General features: G+C 64.8%; 18 protein-coding genes. 10 read left to right on the top strand and 8 right to left on the bottom strand.

Features of this window, described 5'->3' with window-relative positions:
• Window positions 1-134 precede the first annotated feature (134 nt).
• Window positions 135-2,747: an ATP-dependent chaperone ClpB gene (gene clpB / locus PKE71_RS03865; RefSeq protein ID WP_271185641.1), complete on the top strand. Its 2,613-nt coding sequence runs from the start codon at window positions 135-137 to the stop codon at window positions 2,745-2,747.
• Window positions 2,748-2,791: 44 nt separating this feature from the next.
• Here clpB and PKE71_RS03870 read toward each other — a convergent pair whose 3' ends face one another.
• Window positions 2,792-3,226, bottom strand: a complete 435-nt coding sequence (locus tag PKE71_RS03870) for a glyoxalase superfamily protein (protein ID WP_373878792.1) — start codon at window positions 3,224-3,226, stop codon at window positions 2,792-2,794.
• 238 nt (window positions 3,227-3,464) lie between these two features.
• On the bottom strand, window positions 3,465-4,949 hold the full coding sequence (locus PKE71_RS03875) for a M23 family metallopeptidase (RefSeq protein WP_271185643.1): 1,485 nt from the start codon (window positions 4,947-4,949) through the stop codon (window positions 3,465-3,467).
• Window positions 4,950-5,181: 232 nt separating this feature from the next.
• Between PKE71_RS03875 and chpT the strand changes: the two genes are divergently transcribed.
• The 6 genes from chpT to PKE71_RS03905 all read left to right on the top strand — a co-directional run bounded on the left by chpT (window position 5,182) and on the right by PKE71_RS03905 (window position 11,668).
• Window positions 5,182-5,853, top strand: coding sequence for a histidine phosphotransferase ChpT (chpT, locus tag PKE71_RS03880; protein ID WP_271185644.1), 672 nt, complete (start codon window positions 5,182-5,184; stop codon window positions 5,851-5,853).
• 130 nt (window positions 5,854-5,983) lie between these two features.
• Complete coding sequence (locus PKE71_RS03885; RefSeq protein ID WP_271185645.1) at window positions 5,984-8,770, top strand: hybrid sensor histidine kinase/response regulator; 2,787 nt, start codon at window positions 5,984-5,986, stop codon at window positions 8,768-8,770.
• On the top strand, window positions 8,767-9,252 hold the full coding sequence (locus PKE71_RS03890) for a chemotaxis protein CheW (protein ID WP_271185646.1): 486 nt from the start codon (window positions 8,767-8,769) through the stop codon (window positions 9,250-9,252). Before PKE71_RS03885 ends, PKE71_RS03890 begins: the two co-directional genes overlap by 4 nt.
• Window positions 9,253-9,265: 13 nt before the next feature.
• Window positions 9,266-9,640 (top strand): response regulator, encoded by a 375-nt coding sequence (locus PKE71_RS03895; RefSeq protein ID WP_271185647.1) that lies wholly within the window; start codon window positions 9,266-9,268, stop codon window positions 9,638-9,640.
• Between the two features lie 10 nt (window positions 9,641-9,650).
• On the top strand, window positions 9,651-10,829 hold the full coding sequence (locus tag PKE71_RS03900; protein WP_271185648.1) for a protein-glutamate methylesterase/protein-glutamine glutaminase: 1,179 nt from the start codon (window positions 9,651-9,653) through the stop codon (window positions 10,827-10,829).
• Window positions 10,830-10,831: 2 nt separating this feature from the next.
• On the top strand, window positions 10,832-11,668 hold the full coding sequence (locus tag PKE71_RS03905; protein ID WP_271185649.1) for a CheR family methyltransferase: 837 nt from the start codon (window positions 10,832-10,834) through the stop codon (window positions 11,666-11,668).
• Between the two features lie 78 nt (window positions 11,669-11,746).
• On the opposite strand, the gene PKE71_RS03910 is transcribed toward PKE71_RS03905, so the two are convergent.
• The 3 genes from PKE71_RS03910 to ctrA all read right to left on the bottom strand — a co-directional run bounded on the left by PKE71_RS03910 (window position 11,747) and on the right by ctrA (window position 13,184).
• Window positions 11,747-11,902 carry a hypothetical protein gene (locus PKE71_RS03910; protein WP_271185650.1) on the bottom strand — a complete coding sequence of 52 codons (156 nt, stop codon included), beginning with the start codon at window positions 11,900-11,902 and terminating at the stop codon, window positions 11,747-11,749.
• A gap of 51 nt (window positions 11,903-11,953) precedes the next feature.
• A complete protein-coding gene (locus PKE71_RS03915) occupies window positions 11,954-12,361 on the bottom strand; it encodes a hypothetical protein (RefSeq protein ID WP_271185651.1) in 408 nt (135 codons plus the stop codon).
• A gap of 127 nt (window positions 12,362-12,488) precedes the next feature.
• Window positions 12,489-13,184, bottom strand: a complete 696-nt coding sequence (gene ctrA, locus PKE71_RS03920) for a response regulator transcription factor CtrA (protein ID WP_271185652.1) — start codon at window positions 13,182-13,184, stop codon at window positions 12,489-12,491.
• Window positions 13,185-13,712: 528 nt separating this feature from the next.
• On the opposite strand from ctrA, the gene fliI reads away from it, so the two are divergent.
• Window positions 13,713-15,056, top strand: a complete 1,344-nt coding sequence (fliI, locus tag PKE71_RS03925) for a flagellar protein export ATPase FliI (RefSeq protein WP_367277631.1) — start codon at window positions 13,713-13,715, stop codon at window positions 15,054-15,056.
• Entirely contained in the window at window positions 15,053-15,469 is a 417-nt protein-coding gene (gene fliJ / locus PKE71_RS03930) for a flagellar export protein FliJ (RefSeq protein WP_271185654.1), read from the top strand. The genes fliI and fliJ overlap by 4 nt, the downstream gene beginning before the upstream one ends.
• Before the next feature lie 127 nt (window positions 15,470-15,596).
• Here fliJ and PKE71_RS03935 read toward each other — a convergent pair whose 3' ends face one another.
• Entirely contained in the window at window positions 15,597-17,681 is a 2,085-nt protein-coding gene (locus tag PKE71_RS03935; protein WP_271185655.1) for a TonB-dependent receptor domain-containing protein, read from the bottom strand.
• Between the two features lie 131 nt (window positions 17,682-17,812).
• On the opposite strand from PKE71_RS03935, the gene PKE71_RS03940 reads away from it, so the two are divergent.
• A complete protein-coding gene (locus tag PKE71_RS03940; RefSeq protein WP_271185656.1) occupies window positions 17,813-18,811 on the top strand; it encodes a DUF6607 family protein in 999 nt (332 codons plus the stop codon).
• Window positions 18,812-18,814: 3 nt separating this feature from the next.
• Here the strand turns inward: PKE71_RS03940 and PKE71_RS03945 are convergent, their stop codons facing one another.
• The gene (locus tag PKE71_RS03945) at window positions 18,815-19,777 is read right to left on the bottom strand and encodes a LysR family transcriptional regulator (RefSeq protein WP_271185657.1); all 963 of its coding nucleotides are present in this window, start codon (window positions 19,775-19,777) and stop codon (window positions 18,815-18,817) included.
• Window positions 19,778-19,813: 36 nt separating this feature from the next.
• Complete coding sequence (locus tag PKE71_RS03950) at window positions 19,814-21,043, bottom strand: hypothetical protein (protein WP_271185658.1); 1,230 nt, start codon at window positions 21,041-21,043, stop codon at window positions 19,814-19,816.
• Window positions 21,044-21,102: the final 59 nt, after the last annotated feature.

Consider the following 21,102-nt stretch of genomic DNA (forward strand, 5'->3'; position numbering starts at 1 on the left):
CAGGGGCAGAATGTCGCGACCCGTCCACTTGTGTGACTCAATGGCCACACCTACATCAGGGTCGGAACGCGGTGCCGTCGTGCTTGATCAAGGCGACAGGCCGCACGTTATCTCGCCTGATTTGGGAGATCGATATGGATTTTGAGAAATATACAGACCGTGCGCGGTCGATCGTCCAGGCTGCCCAGGGCCTGGCGCTGAAATCGAACCATCAGCAATTTGCCCCCGAGCACCTGCTCAAGGCGCTGCTCGACGATGAGGCCGGGCTTGCCGCAAACCTCATCGAGGCCGCCGGCGGCCGCATCCGCCAGGTTCAGGACGGCACCGCCCAGGCGCTCGCCGCCATTCCCAAGGTGGAAGGCGGGCAGGGCAAGCTCTACCTCGCGCCGGACACCGCCAAGATTTTCGGCGCCGCCGAGGAAGCGGCCAAGAAGGCCGGCGACCAGTACATCACCGCCGAACGCCTGCTGCAGGCGATCAGCCTGACGGCCGGCAACAAGGCCTATGACGTGCTCAAGGCGTCCGGCGTCACGCCGCAGGCGCTCAACACGGCGATCAATGATCTGCGCCAGGGCCGCACCGCCGACAGCCAGTCGGCCGAGGACAGCTATGAGGCGCTGAAGAAATATGCCCGCGACCTCACCGAAGTCGCGCGTGAGGGCAAGCTCGATCCGGTGATCGGCCGCGACGAGGAGATCCGCCGCGCCATCCAGGTCCTTTCCCGCCGCACCAAGAACAATCCCGTGCTGATCGGCGAACCCGGTGTCGGCAAGACCGCCATCGCGGAAGGACTGGCCCTGCGCATCGTCAATGGCGATGTGCCGGAAAGCCTGAAAGAGAAGAAACTGCTGGCGCTGGACATGGGCGCGCTGATCGCCGGTGCGAAATATCGCGGCGAGTTCGAGGAGCGCCTGAAGTCCGTGCTGAACGAGGTGCAGTCGGCCAATGGCCAGATCATCCTCTTCATCGACGAGATGCACACGCTGGTCGGCGCCGGCAAGACCGATGGCGCGATGGATGCGTCCAACCTGCTGAAACCTGCCCTGGCGCGCGGCGAGCTGCACTGTGTCGGCGCGACGACGCTCGACGAATACCGCAAGCATGTCGAGAAGGACGCCGCACTCGCCCGCCGTTTCCAGCCGGTCTTCGTCGACGAGCCTTCGGTGGAGGATACCGTCTCCATCCTGCGCGGGCTGAAGGAGAAGTACGAGGTGCACCATGGCGTGCGCATCGCCGACAGCGCCATTGTGGCCGCGGCCAATCTCTCCAACCGCTACATCACCGACCGTTTCCTGCCGGACAAGGCCATCGACCTGATGGACGAGGCCGCCTCGCGCCTGCGCATGCAGGTGGACTCGAAGCCGGAGGAACTCGACGAGATCGATCGCCGGGCGATCCAGCTGAAGATAGAGGCCGAGGCGCTCAAGAAGGAAAATGACGACGCGTCGAAGGAACGCCTGAAGACGCTCGAAAAGGAAATCGCCGAACTGGAAAGCCGCTCTGCCGAGCTGACCGCGGCCTGGCGCGCCGAGAAGGAAAAGCTCGCCTCCGCGACCACGATCAAGGAAGCGCTGGAGCGGGCCCGCAACGAGCTGGTCGATGCGGAGCGCCGCGGCGATCTGGGCCGGGCCTCCGAGATCAAGTATGGCCGCCTGCCGGAACTGGAACGCCAGCTCGCCGAGGCCGAAGCCGAGGGCGATGGCGCTGACGGCCAGATGGTGCAGGAAGTCGTCGATGACGAGCAGATCGCCCATGTCGTCTCGCGCTGGACCGGCGTGCCGGTCGACAAGATGCTGGAAGGCGAGCGCGACAAGCTCCTGCGCATGGAAGAGGCGCTGCATGGCCGCGTTGTCGGTCAGCAGGCGGCGCTGGAAGCCGTGTCCGACGCGGTCCGCCGGGCGCGGGCCGGTCTGAAGGATCCGGCGCGTCCGATCGGCTCCTTCCTCTTCCTCGGCCCCACGGGTGTCGGCAAGACCGAGCTGACCAAGGCGCTCGCGGAATTCCTGTTCGACGACGAGACCGCGGTCACGCGCATGGACATGTCGGAATACATGGAGAAACACTCCGTCGCCCGCATGATCGGCGCGCCGCCGGGCTATGTCGGTTATGAGGAAGGCGGTGCCCTGACCGAAGCCGTGCGCCGCCGGCCCTACCAGGTCGTGCTGCTGGACGAGATCGAGAAGGCGCACCCGGACGTGTTCAACGTGCTGCTGCAGGTGCTCGACGATGGCCGCCTGACCGACGGTCAGGGCCGCACGGTGGATTTCCGCAACACGATCATCATCATGACGTCGAACCTGGGTGCCGAATTCCTGCAACAGGTCGAGGATGCCGAACAGGCGCGAGACCAGGTGATGACGGCCGTGCGCGGACATTTCCGGCCGGAATTCCTCAACCGGGTCGACGAGATCATCCTGTTCCGCAAGCTGGCGCAGGAGCATATGGGTGCCATTGTCGACATCCAGATCGAGCGTCTCGCCCACCTCTTGGAAGATCGCCGCATGACGATCGAGCTGGACGGCAGCGCCCGCGACTGGCTGGCCGCCAAGGGCTATGACCCGGCCTATGGCGCGCGTCCGCTCAAGCGGGTGATCCAGAAGGAGCTGCAGGACCCGCTGGCCCGGCTGCTGCTGGAAGGCCGCATCAAGGACGGCGACACGATCAGGGTCTCCACCGAGGCCGGCGTGCTCACCGTCAACGGCGTCGCCGTCGGTGTGAAACCGCCGCTCCAGGCCGTGGTGAACTGATGAGAAGGAGCGGGCCCGGGTGATCCCCGGGCCCGCTTTCTTTTCTACATCCGGATTTCCAGGTGCGGGCGTCCGTCCGATGTCCGCGACGCCGAAACGCCATTGCGGCCGATCGTGCCGTTCACGCGCTTGCGCCAGGCGGAAAAACTGTCGAACGTCACCACATCGACAGCCTCGTCCAGATCCAGCGTCACACGATAGCGCGCCCCGTCATTCAGCCGGGTCAGGCCGATCACCTCGGCGGTAAAGGCCTGGCCGAGATAGCTGCCGGACACTTTCGCGCCGAGCGACAGGGGTTCGGCCGGCCGGTTGCCGGCCGCGGCGTGGATCGTGTTCCAGTCGCGATAGCCGTATTGCCGGGCGACAAGCTCCAGCGCTTCGGAATGGGAAATGAAATTGCCCTCCGCCTCGAGCGATTTGCGCAGGCGTTTCGCCTGGGCCTTCAGCCCGTCGAGCGCAGGGAGGAGTTGGGTCGTCATGTCTTCAGCCTCATGCAGATGCTGCATGCGGTCTTCTCGATGGGTGCCCGCCTTGCCATCCCGCCGCACAGCAACTGTTTCGGCAAAGATCATGTGCGGGAGAATTTCACCGTGGCTCGCGCCTGCGGGCGGCAGGCATCTCCCGTGCCCGAAAGCGTCACATAGTGCGACGCTGGCGCAACGTCAATGTTGCCCCAATGTCGCACCTATGTGTCCGGTATGAGGGTGTCCTGCAGGCCTACTGGGCGCCGTTCCCGGCATCGGCCATGAGCGGCGCGTCGCCGCGAGATGCCGGCGGTGCCGCATCGCGGATCGCCAGGATCCGGTCCCGCTCGGCTTCGAACAGCGCGATCTCGTTGTCCGCCAGCTGGCGGCCGGTCGGCAGGTCGAGCGTCATCGGGTTCACCGGATTGCCGTTGTGATGCACTTCGTAATGCAGGTGCGGACCGGTCGAGCGGCCGGTCGTGCCGACATAGCCGATCGTCTGGCCCTGGGTCACCCGGGACCCGGCCCGGATATTCCGCGCAAACCCGTTGAGGTGCGCATAGGCGGTCTGGTAGCCGTTTGCGTGGCGGATACGGATATAATTGCCGAAGCTGCCGAACCGGTTGGCCCGCTCCACGACACCATTGCCCGCCGCCATGATCGGCGTACCGGTCGGCGCTGCGAAATCGGTGCCGTTATGGCGGCGCGTATAGCCCAGGATCGGGTGGCGGCGCGCGCGCGAGAAGTGCGAGGACAGGCGGGCGCCATTGATCGGCGTGAGCATCAGCAGGCGCTGGGCGCTGGCGCCATCGGCGGTGTAATATCCGACAATACCGTCCGGTGTCTCGAAGCGGAAGAATTCCTTCGGTTCGCCGCGGCCGGCATAGCGCGCATAGAGGATGTCGCCGGTGCGGGCGACATCGCCCTCATCGTCGATCATGCGCTCGAAGAGGATATCGAAACCGTCACCCGGCTGGATCGAGCGCTGGAAGTCGATCGCATAGCCCAGAACGCCGGCCAGTTCGACGACCACACGATCGGTGGCACCGGCATTGAGCGCGTCGACATAGAGCGAGGTGTTGATCTCGCCGGTCGCGCGGACGAGTTCCCGTTCGAATGTCGCGTGGGTTTCGCGGGCGCGGTAGTTGTCGTCCCACGTCCGGGCAACGGTGATCGACCGTTCGACATCGGGCCGGAAAGACAGGCCGTTCAGGCGAACCGCCGAAGCCTCGTCGCCGCCTTCGGCGTCCGGCGTCGTCTCGACATAGAGCCGGATACGTTCACCGACGGGCAGGCGGCGCAGGTCGTAGACCGTGCTGAGCGCGGAAATCGCACGCGCGGCCTCGACGCGATCAATGCCCGCATCGTCGAGCAGGCCGGCGAGCGTACCGCCGCTGGGCACCACCCGTTCGACCTGGATCGTCGTGGCACAGTTCACGCAATCGGTGAAAGCGGAATAATTCAGTTCGACCGGGTCGAGCGCCACCGCCAGCGTCATCGGCGGCGGTTGCAGCACGTCCTGGCTCGACGCGATCTGGCTTGCTTCGGTCAGCAGCTGGCTGTTGTCGGCGACCGGCGTGTCGATCGCCGTCTGTCGGTCGATCGGAGACGCATCGCTTTGCGGCTCGTTGCTGGTCATGAGGGCTATAAGAAGCACCGCGGAGAGCGTCAGGCTGGCAGCAGCCACAAGGCCACGGGTGCGGTGGGTGTCGGCACGGGATACGTCAAATCCGGACATGTCGGCGTCCATACTCCGGTCAGCTCGTTAACACACGGCGTGTCACACGTGATGTCTAGCAAGTCTCGCGCCGTCCGAAGCTGTAACACTCCGGAATGGCCGAGCGCCCCCTCGAAAGCCGTGCAAACCATGGCTTGGACCGATCCGGTTGCCAAGTCCTTTACGGCGGAGCATTGCAGATTTGACTGCGAAAAGGGGCGAGAGGCAGCGAGAATCGTGTATCGATGACGACATGCTCGACGAATTTCCCTCCGAACTGACCGCCGAACAGCTTGCCGCACTGCTGTGTGCCCGGCTGTGTCATGACCTTGTCAGCCCCGTTTCTGCACTGGGGGCTGCCCTGAGCGTTCTGGACGACCAGGACTCGGCGGACATGCATGAAGATGCGATGGGACTGGTGCGCGAAAGCGCCCGCCAGGCCCAGGCGAAGCTGGAATTCTCGCGTCTCGCATTCGGGGCCGGCGGATCGGCTCCGGGCATTCTGGATACCCGGGAACTGCGCCGGCTGACCGAGAACATGTTCTCGGCCTTCAAGCCGGATATTGTCTGGAAAGTCGAGGCTTCGGGTCTCGAGAAGGCCGCCGCACGCCTGCTCCTCAATCTGTGCACGCTCGGCGTCGATGCAGCCCCGCGCGGCGGCACGGTGACGGTCGAGGCGACGGATGCCGCCGGCGGCGCGCGTCTGCGTATTGTCACGGAGGGCCCGCGGGCCCGGCTGGAAGCGGGCACCGCGCTCGCCCTGGAAGGCCAGGCGCCGGAGCACGGTTTCGACGGACGCTCGATCCAGCCCTACTACACGGCGCTCATCGCGCGCTCGGCCGGCGGCCGCGTCAGTGCACACGTGGATGGCGAGCGTGTGGAATTCGTGGCCCTGGTCAAACCGCCGGAAGGCATGATCGGCTAGGCCTGCAAGGCGAGGCCAAACCAGATAATATTCTATTCGTATTGTAGATGAGAATAGGCTACCCGAGCCAACAGTCCGTTAACTAAGGGCTGGCAGGTTGTGCTGGAATCAAGACCGCACGGGGCCTGCCATGGATGATCTCATCAGCGAGTTTTTGACGGAAACAGCCGAAAGCCTGGACGTCATCGACGCGGAGCTGGTGCGTTTCGAGAACAACCCGGAAGACCGGGCCATTCTCGACAACATTTTCCGCCTTCTCCACACCATCAAAGGGACTTGCGGCTTCCTGGGCCTTCCCCGCCTGGAAGCTGTCGCTCACGCCGGCGAAACGCTGCTGGGCAAGTTCCGCGACGGCGAACTCGCCGTATCGCCACCGATGGTGACGCTCGTCCTCGAGGCGATCGACCAGATCAAGGTGCTGCTGGAATCGCTCGAGGAAACCGGCGCCGAGCCGGCCGGCGAAGACAGCGCCCTGATTTCCAAGCTCGAAGATGCGGCGATGGGCAAGCTGGAAGGTGCCGTCCAGCCGGACGCGCCGCAGAAGCCTGAAAACTGGGACGAAGACCTTGGCCGCGAACTGCGTCCGGGCGAAGTCTCGTTGGCCGATCTGGAAGCGGCCTTCCAGAACGCCGATGTTGAACCTGCCAATGATCCGGGCGACGCAGCGCCGGCAGAGAGTGCGCCTGTGCAGCACCTCGGCGTCGGCGATTTCGATCCGGAACTGGGTCGCGAACTGCGTCCGGGTGAAGTGTCCGCTGCCGAACTCGAAGCGGCTTTCATGAGCGCCGATGTTGAGCCCGGCTACGCGCCGGAACCGCCCAAGGCGTTCATCACCGACGATATGAGCCATGAAGAAGCGCTGCAGTCGGCCATGGCCGAGCTGAAGGGCGTTGATCACGTCGCCGGTGGTGAAGGCGGCCCGCGCGTCCAGCAGACGGTGCGTGTCACCGTGGACGTGCTGGAAGGTCTGATGACGACCGTTTCCGAGCTCGTGCTGACCCGCAACCAGCTGATGCAGACCATTCGAGGCATGGAAGACGAGGAGCTCAAGGGCCCCCTCCAGCGCCTGTCTGCCGTGACCGGCGAGCTGCAGGACGGGGTCATGAAGACCCGCATGCAGCCGATCGGCGATGCCTGGCGCAAGCTGCCGCGTATCATCCGCGACGTCTCGACGGATCTCGGCAAGAAGATCGAACTGGTCATGGAAGGCCAGGACACCGAGCTGGACCGTCAGGTGCTCGAGCTGATCAAGGATCCGCTCACCCACATGGTCCGCAACTCGGCCGATCACGGCCTCGAGATGCCGGCCGACCGGGTCAAGGCCGGCAAGCCCGAGAAGGGCCGGATCAAGCTGTCCGCCTATCATGAAGGTGGCCACATCATCATCTCCATTTCCGATGACGGGAAGGGGCTGGACACCAAGCGCATCGGCGAGAAGGCCCTGGAGAAGGGCCTGACCACGCACGACGAGCTGGAGCGGATGACCGAAGCGCAGATCCACCGCTTCATCTTCGCACCGGGCTTCTCGACGGCGGCCAAGGTGACCAACCTGTCCGGCCGCGGTGTCGGCATGGACGTGGTGCGCACGAATATCGAGCAGATCGGCGGCGTGGTGGACGTGGCGTCCACGGCTGGCCGCGGCTCGCATTTCTCGATCAAGATCCCCCTGACCCTGGCCATCGTGTCGGCCCTGATCGTCGGCTGCGACGAACAGCGCTTCGCGATCCCGCAACTGGCTGTGCGCGAACTGGTGCGCGTCGGCGCCGGGTCCGAGCACACGGTTGAAAAACTGCACGGTGCCCGCGTGATGCGTCTGCGCGACCGCCTGATGCCGATTGTCGACCTGCACGATGTGCTCGGTGTCGGCGAAGCCTATAGCGGCGGTGAAGACGAAGCGGCCTTCGTGGTCGTGCTCGACGCCGGCGGCCGCAATGTCGGCCTCGTCGTCGACAATGTCCTCGACACCGAGGAAATCGTCGTGAAGCCGCTCTCGGAATCGCTGCGCAATGTGTCGGCCTATTCCGGTGCGACCATCCTGGGCGACGGTTCTGTCATCATGATCCTCGATCCGAACGGCCTGGCCGGCGAGATCGTCTCGGCGATGGAAGAGGAAGCTGTGAACGACATGGCCAGTGCTTCGGTTACCGAACTGGCGCAGCAGACCCAGCGTCTGCTCCTGGTCCGCGCCGGCGGTACGGAACCCAAGGCGGTTCCGCTGGCCCTGGTCACGCGTCTGGAAGAGTTCGAACCGGATACCATCGAGACCACCAATGGCCGCCAGGTTGTCCAGTATCGTGGCCGCCTGATGCCGATCGTGCCGCTGGGCGCGGAAATCCGCTGCACGGAAGGCCAGCGTCTGCCGGTCCTCGTCTTCGCCGAGAACCACACGGCCATCGGTCTCGCCGTCGACCAGATCGTCGACGTCGTCGAGGAACGTGTCGACATGCAGATGTCCTCCGACAAGCAGGGCGTCATCGGGTCTGCGATCATCAAGGGCAAGGCCACGGATGTGGTCGATATCGCCTGGTATCTCGATCAGTCGCGCGCCAGCGATATCCAGCGCCGCTCGGCCTCGCGCCGCCGCAAGGTGCTGCTGGTCGATGCCGACGCCTTTGCCCGACGCATGATCGCGCCGCTGCTGGCCGCTGCCGGCTATGACGTGACGCCGGCCGGCGGCATGCACGAGGTCAAGTCGATTGCCGAAGCGGGCGAGCATTTCGATGCGCTCGTCGGCGATCCGGCGGCTCTCGACCGCATCCGCAATGAAGGCATGTGGACCAATCTGCCGGCCCTCGCTGTGACGGACTGGCCTGAAGATACTCCGGCCGACGGCCTCACGGTCGTCCTGCCGCGCTCCGACCGCGGTGCCCTGATTGCCGCGCTCGACGAGGTTTCCCAAGAGGAGAAAGTGGCATGAGCTCGCAGCATAGCGACAATTCCGGCCTCGGCGCCGAAGCGATGAACGAGTACGTGTCCGTCCGTATCGGCGATCAGCTGTTCGGCGCGCCGGTCGATGCGATCCGTGAAGTGTTCGCGCCGCAATCGGTAACGCATGTTCCGCTGGCTCCCGACGAGGTCGCGGGGCTTCTGAACCTGCGCGGCCGCATCGTCACGGCCATTGACGCCCGCCGTCGTCTGGGCCTGACGCCGCGCGAGAAGACCGAGACCGGAATGGCACTCGGTGTGGAACGCGGGAACGAAATCTTCGGACTTATCGTCGACAGTGTCGGTGAAGTGCTGCGTCGCCCGCGGTCCGAACTGGAACCGGTCCCGGCCCATGTCGATGCGCGCTGGCGTTCCATGGTCAAGGGCGTGCACCGGCTGGAAAAGGAACTGCTTGCAGTTCTCGACGTTTCGGCCGTCATCGGTACGGCCGGCCAGACCAACAAGGCTGCCTAGCGGAGGGTAAGGCATGAGAACCTGTCTCGTCGTGGACGACTCCCGGGTGATCCGGAAAGTCGCTCGCAAAATTCTTGAAGAGCTCGACTTCGAATGTGTCGAAGCGGCGGACGGATCCGAAGCGCTCGACGCCTGCCGCAAGCAGATGCCCGACGCGATCCTGCTCGACTGGAACATGCCGGTCATGAACGGGCTCGACTTCGTCAAGGCGCTGCGCCGCGAGGAGGGTGGTGACAAGCCGGTCGTGGTGTTCTGTACCACCGAGAACGACATGGCACACATCACCGAAGCCCTGCGTGCGGGTGCCGACGAATACGTCATGAAGCCCTTCGACGGTGAAATCATCGAATCCAAGCTGCAGCAAACCGGATTGCTTCGCGCCTCCTGAGGAGTTTCCCATGCCGGAACTCGCCACTACGGGCGCGGCCGCCAACCCCATTGCCAAGGTTCTCGTGATCGACGACTCCGCTGTCGCACGGGGCCTGATGACCCGCTGGGTCGATGAAGATCCCGATCTCGCGCTTGTCGGCGCGGCAGTCGATGGCGAGCAGGGCCTGAAAAAGGCCGAGGAGCTCAAGCCCGACCTGATCGTGCTCGATGTTGAAATGCCCAAGATGGACGGCCTCGCCGCCCTGCCGCTGCTGCTGAAGGCAGTGCCGGGCTGCAAGGTCGTGATGGCTTCCACCCTGACGCGCCGCGGCGGTGAGGTGACCATCCGCGCCCTGTCCATGGGCGCGGCCGACTACGCCCCCAAGCCGCAGGCCGGGCGTCTGGCCGGCGCCGAGGAGTTCCGCCGCGACCTCCTGTCCAAGCTGAAAGCGCTGGCACCGCGCCCGATTCCGCCGGTTCCCAGCGCCCGCGACATCCCCGCGGCGCTTGCGCCGGCGATCCGCACCATCACGCCTGCGCCCGCCGCACCCGGCGCGCCCGTCCGCAAGGCGTTTGCACCGGCGGCACAGCCGCCCGCTTCGCGCGGGGCTGTCGCCCGCCATACGGTGCGTCCGGAAATCATCGCCATCGGGTCCTCGACCGGTGGCCCGCAGGCGCTGCGCGATGTCGTGGCGGCCTTTGGAACCGATATCCGGGTCCCGATCGTGGTGGCCCAGCACATGCCGGCCCTGTTCACCAAGATCCTGGCGGAACACCTGTCCAAGGCCTCGTCCCTGCGCTGCAAGGAAGCCGAGGACGGCGAACGCCTCGTCGCCGGCAGTCTCTACATTGCGCCGGGCGACTTCCATCTGACCGTCCGCAAGGATGCGGCCGGCTTCTACGCGGTGCTCGACCAGACGCCGCCGATCAATTTCTGCCGCCCCGCCGTCGACCCGCTGTTCCAGTCGGTGACCGAGGTGACCGGTGGCAAGGCGCTGGGCATCATCCTGACGGGGATGGGGCATGACGGCCGCGAAGGCTCGCGTATCCTGCGCAGTGCCGGCGGCACGATCCTCGCCCAGGACGAAGCAACAAGTGTGGTCTGGGGCATGCCCGGCGCTGTCGCCGCGGCCGGCCTGGCCGACGAAATCCTGCCGCTCAACCGGATCGGTTCGTCGATCGTCCAGCGCGCGAAGAACGGGATGTGACCATGATCAAGATCGAAGACATCACTTTCGTGGCAGCCGAAGCCTACAAGCGCTCCGGCCTCGTCCTGTCGACCGACAAGGGGTATCTGCTGGAAAGCCGCCTGGCGCCGCTGGCGCGGGCCGAGGGCTATCCGTCGATAGAGGCCCTGATCGCCGCGGCACGCCGTGAAAGCAATGATCGCCTGCTCTGGGCGATCACCGAGGCTCTGGCGACGCACGAGACCTTCTTCTTCCGCGACAACACGCCCTTCGACCTGTTCAAGCAGGAAATCCTGCCGGTGCTGTCGCGGGCCCGCGGCAACATGTCGACCATCCGGATCTGGTGCGCGGCCTGCTCGTCGGGCCAGGAGCCCTATTCGCTGGCGATGATCCTGGAAGAGGAAAAGGCCCGCCTGGGCGGTCTGCGCTTCGAGATCGTGGCCACCGACATGGCACCGCGCGTGCTGGAAAAGGCCAAGGCCGGCGTCTACTCGCAGTTCGAGGTCCAGCGCGGCCTGGCGATCCAGCGTCTGGTGACGCATTTCGACCAGTCCGGCGATCAGTGGCGCATCAAGCCGAACCTGCGCTCGATGGTGACCTTCCAGAAGCAGAACCTGCTGGAGAACTTCTCCGGCATGGGCACGTTCGACGTCATCTTCTGCCGCAATGTGCTGATCTATTTCGATGCCGACACCAAGAAGCGCATCCTGCAGCGGCTCGCCGCGCAGACCGCGAGCGACGGCTATCTGATCATGGGTGCCGCCGAGACGGTGGTCGGTCTGTCGCAGGATTTTGCGCCGGTCGAAGGCCGCCGCGGCCTGTATGGCCGCTCCGGCGCGGCCAAGTCGGCTGCGGCCTGACACGCCTGACAGCTCCTGCCGAACAAGAAGGCGCGGCCCCACCAGGAGCTGCGCCTTTTTCATGTCCGGCCAAAGCGCCTACGGCGTGATCGCGTCTGCGCGTACGGCGTCCATCATCTCGTAGAGCAATTGTGTCGCCGGCTCACGCATGGCGTCGATATAGGATGCGTCGGAAGACGTGACCGCGACGCCCAGCCGGACGCGCCGGAAATTGCCATCCACGCCGTAGAGCAATTCGGAAAAGCCGATATAGTAGGGCCCGTCACCCTCATCCTCGATCCCGGTTCAAACCTCCCAGCGGGCATCTGCCGTCGATGCTGCCGAGAGCGGGTGGATGGCCGGTGTGTCGCAACCTGCGTCCGGCGCCGGCATGCGGTCGTCCTCTTCCAGCGTGTCGGGATCGACAGGCAGCGGATTGCCCTGCGCATCGTGGCGCTCGATGCTGCTGGCATCGACATCGACGCCATAGCTCATGGACCATTGGGCCCCGCGCGCATCGGCCTCTTCTTCGAACCGGTCCATCGCCATTTCGAGGCGGGCTGTGAGGGCGTCGGGATCATCCACCGTGAGGCCGCCGATTTGCGCAATCTGGTTGACCAGTTCCAGGGTGAGGGCAAGTGCGTCGTCCTCGCTGTCGGCGAGCGCGACAGGTGTGACACTGATACAGACGAGCAAAGCGGCAAGCCAGCGCATGGCGATCTCCTTCACGGCTGGCCAAGGCTAGCGGCTGAGCTTCGAGCGGAAAAACCCCTGAACAGGGGACATGAAAAAACCCGGACGTCGCCGCCCGGGTTTTCTCAGGTTCGGTTGTGAGGCCGGATCAGGCGGACGCCTTTTCCTCGACCGGGTCGCGCAGCACATAGCCGCGGCCCCAGACCGTCTCGATATAGTGTTCGCCACTGGTGGCCGCAGCGAGCTTCTTGCGAAGCTTGCAGATGAAGACGTCGATGATCTTCAGTTCCGGCTCGTCCATGCCGCCATAAAGGTGGTTCAGGAACATTTCCTTGGTGAGCGTCGTCCCCTTGCGCAGGGAGAGCAGCTCGAGCATCTGGTATTCCTTGCCGGTCAGGTGCACGCGCTGGCCATCGACCTCGACCGTCTTGGCGTCGAGGTTCACGGCGATCGAACCGGTGCGGATGATCGACTGGGAATGGCCCTTCGAGCGGCGGACGATGGCGTGGATGCGCGCGATCATCTCGTCCTTGTGGAAGGGCTTGGTCATGTAGTCGTCGGCGCCGCAGCCCAGGCCGCGCACCTTGTTGTCGATGTCGGCATTGCCCGTGAGGATCAGGATGGGCGTGTCGATCTTCGCCATGCGAAGCGTCTTGAGCACATCGAAACCCGGCATGTCAGGCAGGTTCAGGTCGAGCAGGATGATGTCGTAATCATACAGCTTGCCCAGGTCGACGCCTTCCTCACCGAGGTCGGTCGTATAGATATTGAAGCCGTCGGACTTCAGCATCAGCTCGATGGACTGGGCAGTTGCCCGATCGTCCTCAATAAGAAGAACCCGCATTGGTTCGCCTCCGGTTTCGTTGTGCGGGCGAATCAGTGCCGCCCGGCCTCACGTCTGTGATTAACCTTATTTGGACGCTAGGCGGAAACCCTTAACGAAAGTTAAGCGCTGCTTGACCCTGTTTCGGAATCGTCAATTCGAGAAAATTCTGTCGATCCGCTTGATTCGAGAAACTCGTTAACGATTCAGGGGTTAACGCGTGTGGTGAATCCCCCGGCAGCGTAAAATTTCGCGAATTGATCAAATATAACGTGCATAAAGTATAGCCTCAGACCGGCCCGATCTGCCCGTTCTGAAACGGAAATTCGGCTTTAGAGCCTGTCCTGGAAGGCTTCCTGGGTTTTCCACAGGACATTGTATCGCCTGCGAGACTCACCTGGCGGAATCGAGTCCGTCCGTTTCGGGGAATCAGCTGCGCGACGCCGTGCAAAAAAAGCCGGGTGTTTACGTCGGAGCAACCGCGTTGGGTATATTGTCTCCGGGAGCTGGCATTTTCGCCACAGGAAGCAGGGCGGGATCTCCCGTATGATGCAGACCCTCATCGATCGCATCGATCGCCTCGACGACCGGGTGCTGGAAGGACGGATCACCGCCCTGAACGGCCTGCTTGTCGAAGCCGAGGGCCCCAAGGCGGGCCTCTCGCTGGGCGCGCATGCCCTGATCGAGACGGGTGAGGGTGTCGCGGAATGCGAGATCGTCGGCTTTCGCGGCGAAACCGCCCTGATGATGCCCTTCGGTCCGCTGGAAGGTGTGCGTCCCGGAGCCCGGGTCCGCCTGCAGCCCGAAGCCGCCCGCGTTCGTCCGTCACAGGCCTGGCTTGGCCGCGTGCTCGACGGTTTCGGCCGTCCGCTGGACAATGGACCTCCGCTCACCGAAGGCGGTGTCCCCTATCCGCTCAAGGGCAATCCGCCGGGTGCGCATGGCCGTGCGCGGCTGGGGACGAAGCTGGATCTCGGTGTCCGCGTGCTCAACGCCTTCGTGCCCATGCGGCGCGGCCAGCGCCTGGGCATCTTTGCGGGCTCGGGTGTCGGCAAGTCTGTCCTGATGTCGATGCTGGCGCGGGCCTGCGACGCCGACGTCATCGTGATCGGCCTGATCGGCGAACGGGGCCGTGAAGCCCGCGAATTCGTCGACGATGTGCTGGGCCCGGAAGGCCGCAAGCGCTCCGTCGTCATTACCGAAACATCCGATGCACCGGCCCTGGCGCGCCGGCAGGCTGCCCATCTCACCCTGACGACCGCAGAATACTTCCGCGACCAGGGCAAGGACGTGCTGTGCCTGATGGACAGTGTCACCCGTTTTGCGCTGGCCCAGCGCGAGATCGGCCTGGCGGCCGGTGAGCCGCCGACGACGCGGGGCTATACCCCGTCGGTTTTTGCCGAACTGCCGCGTCTTCTGGAGCGCGCCGGACCGGGCCCCGAACGCCGCGATGGCGGACGCCAGGGGACGATCACCGGCCTGTTCACCGTCTTGGTCGACGGCGACGATCACAACGAACCGATTGCCGACGCCGTGCGCGGTATCCTGGACGGCCACGTCGTGATGAGCCGGGCCATTGCCGAGCGCGGCCGCTATCCCGCGATCGACGTTCTCAAATCGGTCAGCCGGACGGCTCCGGAGGTTTACGATCCGCCGCAGCGCCCGTTCGTGGCCGAAGCGCGCAAATTGCTGTCGGCCTATGCCGACATGGAAGAATTGATCCGGCTGGGGGCTTACACCCAGGGATCGAACCCGGATGTGGACCGGGCAATCGCTCTCAACGAACCGTTGGAAGCATTCCTCGGGCAGCAAAAAGACGAAGCGGCGGACATTCCGTCGACATTCGCGCTGCTGTCCGAGATTTTGGGTGGTGGTGAAGGAGGGCGGTCATGACACGCTCGCATGAACCCTTGATCCGGCTGGCCCGGTTCAAGGTCGAGGAACTCCAGAAACAGATGGCGGAGCTCGATCGCTCCCGCCAGGCATTGATCGACCAGATCGAACGGCTCGAAGCTTCGGTCCCCGAAGAGCAGGCCATCGCGACCGAGTCGAAAGAAGGCTTCCTGGCCTATGGCTCCTATGCCCAGGCCGTGATCAAGCGGAAGGAGAACATCCGCCTGTCGCTCGAGGAAGTGGATATCCAGGCCAATGCGTTGCGCGGCCGGCTGTCCGAAGCCTTCCAGGAACTCAAGAAGTACGAGCTGCTCGAGGAACGGCGTCTGGCCCGGATCGAGAAAGCCGTGCGCGCGGCCGAACAGGACGAGCTCGACGAGATCGCCCAGGTGCGCCACCGCCGCCCCAACTGACGGACAAAAAAGGTCCCGGCCTTGAAGAAGACCGGGACCATTGAGTTCGTAGTTTCCCACCTACGAGGTTCCCCTGGCCGGAACGGCCGGGAGACACGGAGAAGAAGGCCGGGGAGGCCGCCTTCCTCTAGAAGCTTTGCGTCCAGCCGATATCGAAGCGCACCGAACGGCCCGGCTCGCTGACGCCGGCGAAGACGCGGTCATAGTCGTGGTCCAGCAGGTTCTCGACGCCGGCATTCAGGCTCAGCCCGTGCTCGGCAAACGGCCGCCAGCGGGCATAGACATCCGTCACCACATAGCCGGCACGATGCTCGGCCGGATCCAGCGGTTCGTCATACTCGCCGGCCGCCTCGATGCGGCCGCCCAGGATCAGGCGATACTGGTCAAAGCTCCAGCGGCCATCGACAAAGAGGCGCGCCGGGGCCAGCGAACCGATCGGATCGCCAGACTGGGCATCCTTGCCATCGATCCCCGTCAGCGATGCGTCGAGCGAGAAGGGGCCTTCCGCGAAGCTCGCCTGGATCTCATAGCCCGACAGCTCGGCCGAACCCACATTGCTGCTCTGCGTCGTGCCCGCCGTACAGGGCAGGAAGGGCGGCGCGAAGCAGCTTCCGTCGAAGGCGAAGTCGACCGAGAGGTCGATCAGGTTTTCCGCATCGGTCTCGTACCAGGAGGCGCGCAGGTCCAGCCGGTCGACCCCGACCCGGTCTGCCAGATCGACACCGACACCGATTTCCAGGGTTTCGGTTTCCTCGGGCAGCAGGTCCGGATTGGCGATAAAATCGTTCGACACAAAGATCGGGGCGCCGAGGATCGGGTGCGGGAAGGAGAAGTGCGTGCCGTCCAGATAGAGTTCGTTGATCGACGGTGCGCGGAAGGCCTCGCCCCAGCTGACGAAGACGTTGAACGTGTCGATCGGCGCATAGGTCAGGCCCAGGCGCTGTGAAACGGCGTCATTCGATACGGCGGCGCTGGACGGCGTGGAGGTCTCGAACTCGTCATAGCGCACGCCGGGCAGGACGATCATGCGGCCGGGAAGCCCGAAGGGCGCCGGGCCGTCGAGTTCCAGCTGGACCCAGCCCGCCGTGAACTGGCTGTCGGCATCCGGCGCACCGCCCCGCGTGCCGTCCGGATCGGAACTGTCGAACCCGTCCTGGCTGTCTTCATAGTATTCGCCGCCGACGGTCAGGCCTGCCTCAAAGGCACCCAGATTGAATTCGAAACGCTGGTCGCCGCGGATGCCGACGGTTTCCAGATCGCGGCGCAATTGCCGGCCGGAGACCGTCTCGCGCTCGTCGACGCCGGTCTCGTTGCGGTAGACCGTCAGTTCCAGGTCCAGCCAGTCGATCGTGCTGGGCGCGATCGCGGCGGTCAGGGTCAGATTGTCGGCCGTGATGTCCTTGTCGACGAGGGCGTTCAGCGAATCGACGCCGGCATTGCCCTGGCCGTTGTTCGGCTCGGTCACATCGCCGGAGAAGCTTTGCCAGCTCAGCTCGGCGCGCAGGCCGTCGCCGAAATCATTGCCGATCTTGATCAGGCTGGAGAAGGATTCGTCGTCGGCCGGCAGGTCATTGCCGGAACCCAGGCTGATATCGCCGGAGGAACGGGCGGAGACGGAGGCCAGGAAATCTGCCGTGCCGGCGCGGCCGTAGACGCTGGCCGATCCGCGGGTTTCCTCGTCCACCGACCGGTAACCGGCGCCGAGGGAATAGCCCCAGCTTTCGCCGTCATCCAGCAGATCGTGGGCACTGGCCGTGCGGAAGGAGACGACACCGCCGGATGCGCCGGAGCCGTAGATTGCGGATGCCGGACCGCGCACGGCTTCCACGCCAACCAGCAGGGCCGGGTCGATGAAGAAGACGCCGTCATGGCCGGAGGAATAGTTCTGGCGGGCGCCGTCCAGCAGGAGCGTGGTGTTTTCCCGCCCCTGACCGCGCAGCGCAATTGTCTGGCCGGTGCGTCGCGGACCGCCGGCGACGTCGAGGCCGGGCATGGAGCGCAGCAGATCGTCGAGATCGGCAGGGCGGCGCAGGTCCAGTGCCTCGGCATCGATGGACGCCGTCATGCCGGGATAAACGAACGCGTCCAGCTTCGTGTAGGTGGCTTCGACCACGATGACATCGGCATCGTCATTCGTTGCGTCTGCATCCTGGGTCAGGCCCGGGGCGGAGAGGGCAAAGGCGGCGACGCCGGCAAGCAACACGGTTTTCATTTCGATGTCCCTAAGTGCGAATGATTATCAGTTGCCCGTGTTCTGCCTCTTGCTTTTTGAGATTGCAAGTGAGAATTCTTCTTAGAAACATGCCTGTGCCTTTCGGGCACGTCTGATGGATGAGGGTTTTCATGAAGATCGCCTATCTTGCCGCTGTCGCCGCCGTACTGACGGCCGGCGGCTGCGCCACCACGAACACCGCAACCGGCGGGGAGACCGCGGCTGTCGCGCCGATGTCTGAACGCTCCCGCGCTCTTTACCAACAAGACCGCGAGGCGATCCTGGCGATGCAGGGCGAATACGCGGTGACATTCGACTTCCGCGAGACGGTGCCGGTGGCCGACGGTTATGAACTGGCCGAGCCCAAGCTGACGCCGGCGCGCGAGGTGGTGATCGTCGTCGAGGATACCGGCGACTTCATCATGCTTCAGCACCTGCTGATCGTGGGGCCGGAGGAAGAACCTTTCATCGTCAAGCACTGGCGCCAGGACTGGCGCTACGAGCCGGAAACGGTGCTGGCCTTCCAGGGGCATGACGACTGGACCGTCGAAGCGGTCCCGGCTGCCGAAGCCGCCGGCGCCTGGTCGCAGACCGTCTACCAGGTGGATGACAGCCCGCGCTATGCCGCGGTTGCACCCTGGACCCATGATGCCGATGGCGTTTCGACCTGGGAGCCGCCGGTCTCCTGGCGTCCGCTGCCGCGCCGGGACGACACCACGCGTGACGACTATGATGTTATCGCTGCCGTGAACCGCCACACCGTCATGCCGTGGGGCTGGACCCATGAGCAGGACAATTCCAAGCTCGTCGTCGAAGAGGACGGCGCGGTGCACGAGCTGGTGCGCGAGATCGGCGTGAACACCTATCGCAAAACCGATCTGGGCAATGACCAGGCCGCTCATGACTACTGGGCCGCGACGCAGGACTACTGGGCGATGGTGCGCGGCTATTTCGACAATCTGGAAACCGGCACGCAGGGCTTCCACATCGAGGACGATGCCGAGGGCACGCTGCTGTACGGTCCGGTCCTCGAGGCGGGCCAGCGGGTCCTGTTCGGCATTGCGACGGCTGAAGAGGCCTATGCCGAAGCCGAGATCCTGCTGAACAGCCAGATCACGGTTGTCGAATAAGGCCTACCGGGCGGCGGCGACTTCGCGCGGGCGGCCCTGCTGGAAAGGCAGGGCGGCCGGCGGTACCGACTGGCAGAACCGGACGAGCGCGTCACGCATCCAGCGTGTCGCGCCGTCCAGCTCGAAGCGGCGGTTCCAGTAGAGTGCGATCGGCACGCAGGCGATCTCGAAGGGCAGGGGGTAGGCGGTGATACCGCCTTCATCCACCATCTTCCTCGCCAGCCGGCCGGGCACGGTGGCGACCAGATCGGTCGTCCGCACCAGGTGCGCGACCGTGCCCATATGCTGTGTCGTCACGGCAACGCGGCGGCGATAGCCCATCCTGGCCAGGGTCTCGTCCACGTGCGACTCCGAGTCGCCGCGCTGCGAGAAATTCACGTGCGCGAGATCCGCGAAAAGTCCGATGTCCGGCATGGCGCGGACCCGGGGGTGGTCCGAGCGCACCGTGAAGGCATGCAGGTCCTGCATCACCGTTCTGACGCCGAAGCGTTTGGCCGCCGGCGCCTCCTTGTGCAGCAGAAAGTCGAGTTCGCCGGCGTCGAGCATGTCCAGCCCTTCGTCGAGATCGGGCGAGCGCAGGCGCAGATCGATCTGTGGCGCCTCGACCGCCATGTGGGCCATCAGGCCGGGCAGGATGAACAGATCGAAATAGTCCGCACTGCCGATCCGGAATTCCCGCCGGCACAGGCGCGGATCGAAGGCCGGGCCGCTGTCGAGCGCCTGCTCGATATGGCGCAGCGCCTCGCGGACATCCTTGATGATTTCGGCACAGCGTTCCGTGGGTTCGATACCTCGCGGCGAGCGCATGAAGAGCTGGTCGCCGAACGCCGAGCGCAGGCGTGCCAGCGCATTCGACACGGTCGGCTGCGACACATTCAGCCGCCGCGCCGCCCGCGTCACATTGCGCTCGTGCCAGAGCGCCTCGAAGGTGATCAGCAGATTCAGATCGACATGCTTGAGCGACATGATGGCCATCCTTTGCGCCTCTCGCTTCGCCCGGGCTCAGAAGTGCCGGGTCAGGCGAAGGGTGAGTGCATCGTCGCGGTCGGCCGGAAAAAGGGCGTCCCGTTCGTCCACATTGAGCGTAAACCGCCCTTCGAGTTCCAGGAATATATAGGAGCCGAAACGGCGCTCCGCTTCGATCAGGGTTGCGGTCGAGCCGTTTTCCGTATCGATCACCGCTCCGCCGAGGATCGCGGTGTCGTTGATATCGTTCAGCGCCAGCCGTCCGCCCAGGAAGATGTCATTGTCGAAAGCGGTCGGCGGCGCGATGGCGGGATCGCTGTCGCGGCCGTCGAGGTGATACTCGGCCAGCACGCCGAAATCGGCGCCGGACGCGGTGATGCCGTAGAAGGTATATTCCAGCCCGCCGGAAAACGCGCCGAACGTGTCGCCCTGACCTTCGCGGACGATCGCCTCACCCTTCCACAGCCAGGGGCCGCGCGTCAGCTGCACGTCGGCCGAGACCTGGGTGATGATCCGGTAGAGCGGATGCAGACTGTCGCCGCTGTCCGAGATTGTGAAGACGGGCTCCCGGTCGGTGCCGTGAAAGGCCGCCAGACCGACATCCCAGTCTCCCAGGAAATGGCTCCACCGCGCGGCGAGATCGACATGGCGTTCCTCGTCGGCATGTTCATAAAGCGGTGCTTCCGTCACTGGCAGCGGACCGCGCAGTCTTCCGTCCCGTCCGGGGAAGGTCCGTTCACGGAAGCCGGGCAGCACGAAGAATTCCAGCCGCCCCCAGTCGCGCTGGCTCGTCAGGCGAAGGGCTGGCTGGCCCAGCTTGTCCTCGCCGTCGGAATCCTGGACGAGATCGGTCTGGTTGATGATGTCCACCAGGTGACGTGACTCAGTGACACCCCAGAACACCTTTATGAGGCCGGTTTCGAGCGTGAATGTGTCACCTATGTAGCGGTAAAATCCCTCCCGCAGATCGGCATGGGTCCGCTCGTCATCGGTGCTGTCGATCCGGGCCCAGGGCACGACGACCAGCTGATGCCGGCGGTCCTCGCTGCGCCAGCGGAAATCGCCTTCCAGGATGATCGACGACTGCACATCGTCCGCCTGTCCGGGCCAGGCCGGATCGTCCAGGAAGATACGGGTCTCGCCCCCGGCCGAACCGCCCGCATCCCATCCCTGGGCGCGGGCTGTCGACTGGGCGAGGATGATAACGGCCGCAAGGATCAGCGCGGGAAGAACAAGCGAGCGCAGGGTTCGCAGGGAAGGAAGCATCGGAAGTCTCGTTGACTGGAAAGCGCCGCAGCTGCGCCGGTTGGGCGTTGGCGCAGCTG

The organism is Maricaulis virginensis (assembly GCF_027922185.1).
Classification (GTDB): Bacteria; Pseudomonadota; Alphaproteobacteria; order Caulobacterales; family Maricaulaceae; genus Maricaulis; species Maricaulis virginensis.